This window comes from Natronocalculus amylovorans (assembly GCF_023638035.1).
Lineage (GTDB): Archaea > Halobacteriota > Halobacteria > Halobacteriales > Haloferacaceae > Natronocalculus > Natronocalculus amylovorans.
In genome coordinates this window covers 1-6672 of the sequence record NZ_JAKRVX010000016.1, presented here as the reverse complement: position 1 = coordinate 6672, position 6672 = coordinate 1, and the positions used below count along the sequence as shown (strand labels likewise).

At 49.1% G+C, this 6672-nt stretch carries 7 protein-coding genes; 2 read left to right on the top strand and 5 right to left on the bottom strand.

Annotated elements, in window-relative coordinates; all coding sequences use genetic code 11:
- Nucleotides 1-80: 80 nt before the first annotated feature.
- Nucleotides 81-1157 carry a glycosyltransferase family 4 protein gene (locus AArcSt2_RS16610; protein ID WP_250586350.1) on the bottom strand — a complete coding sequence of 359 codons (1077 nt, stop codon included), beginning with the start codon at nucleotides 1155-1157 and terminating at the stop codon, nucleotides 81-83.
- A gap of 200 nt (nucleotides 1158-1357) precedes the next feature.
- Between AArcSt2_RS16610 and AArcSt2_RS16605 the strand changes: the two genes are divergently transcribed.
- Together AArcSt2_RS16605 and AArcSt2_RS16600 are read left to right on the top strand one after the other, a co-directional pair.
- Nucleotides 1358-2146: a hypothetical protein gene (locus AArcSt2_RS16605; RefSeq protein WP_250586348.1), complete on the top strand. Its 789-nt coding sequence runs from the start codon at nucleotides 1358-1360 to the stop codon at nucleotides 2144-2146.
- Nucleotides 2139-2897 (top strand): CDP-alcohol phosphatidyltransferase family protein, encoded by a 759-nt coding sequence (locus AArcSt2_RS16600; RefSeq protein ID WP_174654877.1) that lies wholly within the window; start codon nucleotides 2139-2141, stop codon nucleotides 2895-2897. Before AArcSt2_RS16605 ends, AArcSt2_RS16600 begins: the two co-directional genes overlap by 8 nt.
- A 23-nt stretch (nucleotides 2898-2920) precedes the next feature.
- On the opposite strand, the gene AArcSt2_RS16595 is transcribed toward AArcSt2_RS16600, so the two are convergent.
- From AArcSt2_RS16595 to AArcSt2_RS16580, 4 genes are all read right to left on the bottom strand, one after another.
- Nucleotides 2921-3301 (bottom strand): hypothetical protein, encoded by a 381-nt coding sequence (locus AArcSt2_RS16595; RefSeq protein WP_250586346.1) that lies wholly within the window; start codon nucleotides 3299-3301, stop codon nucleotides 2921-2923.
- Between the two features lie 368 nt (nucleotides 3302-3669).
- Entirely contained in the window at nucleotides 3670-4425 is a 756-nt protein-coding gene (locus tag AArcSt2_RS16590) for an FkbM family methyltransferase (RefSeq protein WP_250586344.1), read from the bottom strand.
- A gap of 51 nt (nucleotides 4426-4476) precedes the next feature.
- A complete protein-coding gene (locus tag AArcSt2_RS16585; RefSeq protein ID WP_250586342.1) occupies nucleotides 4477-5034 on the bottom strand; it encodes a response regulator in 558 nt (185 codons plus the stop codon).
- Between the two features lie 140 nt (nucleotides 5035-5174).
- A complete protein-coding gene (locus AArcSt2_RS16580; RefSeq protein WP_250586340.1) occupies nucleotides 5175-6518 on the bottom strand; it encodes a glycerate kinase type-2 family protein in 1344 nt (447 codons plus the stop codon).
- Between the last annotated feature and the right edge of the window lie 154 nt (nucleotides 6519-6672).

Sequence of the window (6672 nt, the reverse complement as noted above, 5' to 3'; positions counted from 1 at the left end):
ATGAAATGGAGTGTCGGATTCACGCCCAGCCTAAAGGCTGGGACTCTCTCCTTGAATTAGGTAGGATGTGGAAATAAAGATTAGCCAGCGACGATCGATGTGAGAAATTCTTGAATACTGCTGGCTGTTGTCTCCCAATCAGGATGTTCACCGTAGCGGTTGCGAGCTCGAAAAGAATATGATCGTAACATCGATCGATCGAGTGCGAACGCTTCCAGTGCGGAGCTGAGTGCATTCGGATCGTTTGGTGGAATTACAATTCCGCCGTCCCCAATAACGCTCGAGGCTGCTCCAGCAGTCGTTCCAATTGGAACCACACCGAAGCTCATCGCTTCAAGATAAACCATCCCAAACGACTCATATCGAGAGGGGAGCGCTAATACATCGGCATCGGCAAAATGCTTCGCAAGCAAGTCGTCACTAATTGCACCGGTAACCGTAACAGGAATTGCGAGTCGATCGGTAGCATGTTGAATCTGTCGGGCGAACTCCGGTTCAGCTGTTGTTTGCCCGACAACCGTCACGGCAAGGTCGACTGTATCAGGGATCAGCCTAAGGGATTCAATGAGCGTATCGTGCCCCTTTCGATGGCAGACGCTGCCAACAACAAGAACACGGAGCGTGTCAGTCACGTCGCGTGTCCGTTGTGAATGGCCGGTATTTGGATCAAATCGATCACCTGCCGGTGGTGCGACAAGCTCTTTGGATGGAGAAATCATATTGTTGACAGTCTGCTTTGTGAGATCACTATTGTGAATAATACCATCAACGCTGTTGAGATACAGACGTTCGGCCTGTGCATGGAGTGTCGTAAGAAGCGACTCAGACATGGAATCACCCACCTGATACACTGTGCTTGGAAGGAGATGCAAGAGTGCAACCGTTGGTGCCGCCAGTTTTGCATTTAGTTGGAGTACTGAGGGATAAACAAGGCTATCTTCGAGAAGAATGTCCACTGAGTCTGCAATTGCAGCGAGTTTCTGTCGGAACCGTGGGCGCACATTATCCGTGAGGTGTGCACCGTACGAGCGATGTGGTATGGTATAGATAGAAACCCTGTCACCGTGCGCCTCGAGCCACTGACAGAGTCGCTTATTATAAAGATGGCCCCCCGAAGGGGTGTGGATATCTCCAGCAGTGAGCAATCCGACGTGCATTGTCCCTACTTGGGTTCCGACTGTTATTCATGTTATGCACCTCTCTTCGATACCTACTGTTTGTAACCTGGTAGAAGACATTTAGTGACTGCAACGCCTTAGCGTACATAATGAGCAGTCAATTCCCAAACACATTGGCTGGCTCGAGTTTTCGACGTCGAGTGACCAAACGACTAATTACCCCCTTCAGAGAGTAATCCGTGTATACCGCAAAACAATCAGATTCCACACTCACGCTTCCACTTCAAACGCACATTCGTGGGATACTCATCTCTTCGTTACAGACGCACGTAACGACGCCAGTACGCGCACGGTTCCCAGTTGGGGTTGGACGAAACGTATATCGACAGCTTACTGCGATCGCGCCAGCAGAATTTGTTACCCAAGACCCGTTTGAACTGATCGCAGTACATCCCACAGACATAACCAAATCGGTGCTTGAATCTGCACCACGATACGCACAGTGGGGGCGAATTGTTGACGGTGAATGGGATACCGAAACGGAGCCATTCTGGGAACGGCCAGTTCCAAACGCCATCGTTGATCGATTCAAAAACGGGTCTGCATGGGAGGATACGACATTATATGAGGCGTTTAGTACACAATTACGACGGTTTGGAAACGCATGGGGGCATACATCTATAGACGATTTTCACGTTCGCTGTGCGACGATCGATCGCTTATACGAACAACTGGATACTAACGGATACCAAACGCAGGCCGCCCTCAGAGAACGTGGTGATGATCCACATGCGGTACCAGTATTAGATGAGATAAACGTCGATATCGATCGGAATGGAGAGCTGCTGTGGCGGGGGTACGGACAACACCGGTTGGCAATTGCGGCTGTGCTAAATATCGAGTATGTGCCTGTACTCGTGCACCGTCGGCACAAACAGTGGTACACAAAAAAGGACGTCGCTGATGCAACAAAACGCAGGGAGCCATACGTGGATGTATTCACGTCTAGGAGGGAGCCGTATGAGTAATGTACAACAGCTAAACATACACAGGCAATGGTCTCGAGCGGTAGCGGGGACCTGTATTACTGTTGGTGCTGGCGTCGCTGCCCTAACAGTGGCTTGGTCTGCAAGTCCGTCACTACAGTTCTTCGCGGGCGTCATTGCTGTATTGCTGTTTGAGCTACTGATGTTGTATCGAATTATAATAACACACAGTAGCGAACGAACTGCCAGCAACACCGAACAGTTTACCGTTGCCTCGTGGCTCACAATTTTGAGAGGAGCAATGCTGCCACTGCTTGGCGGCTTCATTCTCATCGAACCCACAGGCACATTTATCTGGGCACCTGCGGTGTTATTTGCGGTGGCAGCAGGGTTGGATCTTGTCGATGGTGCAGTTGCCCGTGCAACAGAGACGGTCACAGATCTCGGTGGAAAGCTAGACGGTGGGACTGATGGAATTGTGGTTCTTGTGGGGTCGATCGCGGCGGTGTCACAGCATGCTGCACCGTTGCTGTTCCTTCTTGTTGGGTGCGCACTGTATATATTTAATACCGGGAAATGGTATCGGCGATACCACGATCGGCCGGTGTATGAACTTCCACAGAGTCAACTTCGGCGTGTACTCGGCGCGACAATAATGGCACTCATTTTTATTTCACTGCTCCCGATTGTACCGACAGAATACACACGAATTGCCGCACTCGTATTTATGATCCCATTCTTACTCAATTTCACTCGCGACTGGCTTACTGTGAGTGGACGAATTTCAGCATGAACTGAGCGCTGAAATAGATTGTATCAGTTCTGTTGACGAAGTAGCACGACTAACACGACGAGAAGTATAACTTGTGCAACTTTGTCAATCGCTTCCGGAAGCCCGATCGTGGCGATCGCTAACGGGTCTGTAAGGAACTCTTGTCGCGTGAAAATAATCCACATTGCAATTTGGCCAAGAACGAACGGAATTCCAACAAGATACGTTTCACAAAGGTACGACCCACGCAACACGTTCACAATCCCGACCCCGAACCCGATTACTGCAACCATGAACGCAAACCCCATCCAGTGTGGAATAAATCCAAGACCAAGAACAAGATGCACAACTGCGCTTACTGCTGCTGCACTAATGCCGATCCATTGGAGTGACGTTATAGAGGAGACGTCGATCGAAGAGCCCATAAAAAGTGTACGTGAGTAAACTATTTGATAGCTTTGGTGATGATAAATTGTAATAAATACGTCTTTGAAGATGTGACTGGCTCAGACACCGATCGTACAATGTCAAACTCGGCTGGCGGTTACTGGCAGCACTCACCGCAGGTAAAAACGAGTGGGTATAAATGTGTCGCAAACGCTCAAACTGCTGCCATTGCTGTGTCTGATCCGAACCCCCCACGGACCGAGCACGATCGACGAGTTACCAAACATACCGATGCAGTGGCTGAACGTATTCGTATTTGTAATGTCGCGGCCACAGAAGGGGAGTCATAGATGGATAAGTACTCGGAGTTGAATTTGCAACGACATCCACCAATAGAGTCAGATGATTACGTTGGTTTGCAGATCCAGTATTCCGATCGTTCGGAGATGTCGTAGCCGTACGAATAAAGCAGTGCACGACAGGTTTCGGCCGTATCTGATCTGAGTCCGTCCTCATGTAGTTCGATAAATACGATCGGGCGGTGTTGTGTGAGTGTCTCAGCCCCGCCACGGAGCACGGATGCTTCGGTTCCTTCGACGTCAATTTTAATTACGTCCGGCTGAGGGTTGGTTTTAACAAACGTATCAAGCGTGACGATATCAACGTGTTCTGTGGCTGCGATCTGTGCTTCCCATCGCGTTGCACCCTCGCTCTGGAAACTCGATAGCTCAGTATATGTGGATGTGTAAAAAGGTTCGACTGCAGTTCGATCACCAACACCACACTGTCGCGTCTCAACCTGATTCAGTACGGCATTGAGCGAGAGGTTCTTATTCAGTTGCTCGTAGACAATCGGTGATGGCTCAAAAGCAATGATTGTCCGCTCTGGGGCCTCAACAGCAAGTGATAACGAGTAGACGCCAACGTTTGCCCCGATGTCATAGACAACTGCATCTTTAGAACAGTATGCGTGTATTTCAGCCAACATCTGATCGGTTCCGTGGCGATTATAAAGTTCATAACTCCGGACAGTGCCACCACAGAGCTGTTTCTTTGGTGCAAACAGCAGATGGTCGTAGTTGAAATGGATAAGTCGATAATAACTCCCGAGAAAGAGTCGACGAATCTGATAGTAGATCGGTCTCGGAATTAACTGTAACACCGTACCACTACTGTTTCACAGAGACAATATCAACATTTGGGTGAAAACAAGTCAGATTGTATGTGAAGAAAGATCTCTAAATGCGGCTTCAGCGCCAACGGTATCAAGTGTAGTATCAATCTCAGTACGCTTCTGTGCGATCTGTTCAACCAGCTGTTTGTACTCTGGGGTGTCATCATTTCCAGCAATCTCTAACGCCGCCTTTTTCGACGCTAAACTGAAAAATTCTTGGCTCTGTTTATCATAGGTGGACCGTTGTAGCAGCGTTCTGACTAACCCAATGAGTTCATCACGGCCAACTGGTTTGACCTTGTAATCATTAAACGGCATATCCACAATATCCGTATCCGGCTCGACGGCAGTGAGCATGGCAACTTTCATCTCATACCCTTGTTCTCTGAACCTACGTAACAGCTCATCGCCGGACATCTGTGGCATTCGGCGATCAAGTAGTGCGACGTCAACAGTTTGATCAACTTTGTCTAATGCTTTCTGTCCATCATTAGCAGACCGGACGTCAAACTCCGCAGATAGATACGTTTCATATAGCATCGCTAAATCCGGCTCATCGTCGACGACAAGAACTGTTGTATTGTTACTATCAGACATGTACTAAATTGGTATCGACCCTCATGGTATTGCGCGTCTGTCTGCAGGGTGGTGCAAGACAGAGTATAATGGTACGGCCACTACTACCGCTTCACAATTCGTAAATAAAATTCTCACGGCCAAATTATCAACAGTAGTATTTACGTATCGGATTCGATAACAAACACGCGTAGGTCGTTTACGTTTGTTCCAGTTGGCCCCGTCCGAACAATAGCATCTTGGTGTGAAAGGACCCGATACGCATCGTTTTTTGACAGTGCGACCTCTGCCTGCTCGACAGCATCGATCGTGTCACGACTTACAAGGGCTCCAGCAGCGTCTGCATTACCGTCGATCCCATCCGTATCAACACTACAGACGGTAATGGTAGGATCTGTGATCGACATCGCTGCACGCAATGCAAACTCCTGATTTGGCCCACCTGTGCCATCATGTTTGACGGTAACGGTCGTCTCTCCGCCCGATAACAACACTGCAGGTGGATCGATCGGATTCCCGGTGTTGACAACTTCCTCTGCAATTGCAAGATGGAACAACGCAGCCTCACGGGCCTCACCTTGAATACGTGCTGAGAGGATTATCGGTGTATAACCACGGTTCCGCGCCGTGTCTGCTGCAGCATTGAGCGCAGTATGGTTGTCCGCAAGGATATGTGTATAGACACGATCAAACACGGGGTCTGTCTTATCGGGGGTTTCAGCTACCTCTCCACGAACGCCTGCTTCGAGCCGATAGGTAACGGTATCAGGGATGTCGATATCATACTGCTCGAGAACGGTCAGTGCATCAACAAATGTCGTCGGATCCGGGGCAAATGGCCCACTGGCAATTACACTTTGATCGTTCCCAACAACATCGCTGAACACAAGAGAAACAACAGTCGCTGGGGATACGATCGTAGCTAGCTGTCCACCTTTAATTTTTGAAAGATGTTTTCGAACCGTATTAAGTTCCGTAATTGTTGCTCCGCTTCGGATGAGTTGGTCTGTGACGGATTGAAGCTCATCCAGCGAGATTTCGTCTACAGGTGCTGGCAGAAGCGCGCTCCCACCACCGGTGATTACAGCAAGAATCAGATCGTCCTCATTGGCTCGGTCCGCTAATTCGAGTAGTTGCGTCGCTCCAGCAACAGCAGTTTCAGTCGGTATCGGATGGCCGCCTGCAATGCAACTAATAGAGTCAAGTTCAACGACATCATCGGTGACGATTACGCCATCATTAATACGTGAACCTAGCAGTGACTCAAGTTCATACCCAACTCGTCCAGCGGCATTTCCACCACCAAGGACAAACACTCGATCGTACACAGAGAGGTCGTACTGTTCACCTGCAACAGTGAGGATATCACCGTCGATACTGACCAACTCCGAACAAACCTGTTTGGGCTGTGCAGCAAGAATGCCGGATAATGTACAGGCAAGTGCAGTCTCCTCAGCGGCAGTCTCATATAATTCACGGTACTCGGAAAGATCGAGTGTTGCCATACCAACTCACACTCGTCAACACCTCAAATAACCTGTTCTCTATGTGTCGAGAGGAGTGCGCGATCACTAGCGGAGATTGAGTCTTTGTGTTTATTTACAGAAGTGCAAGGAGAATGCCCCGAGGTTGTTCGGAAACCTTTGGTTTCCGTGATCA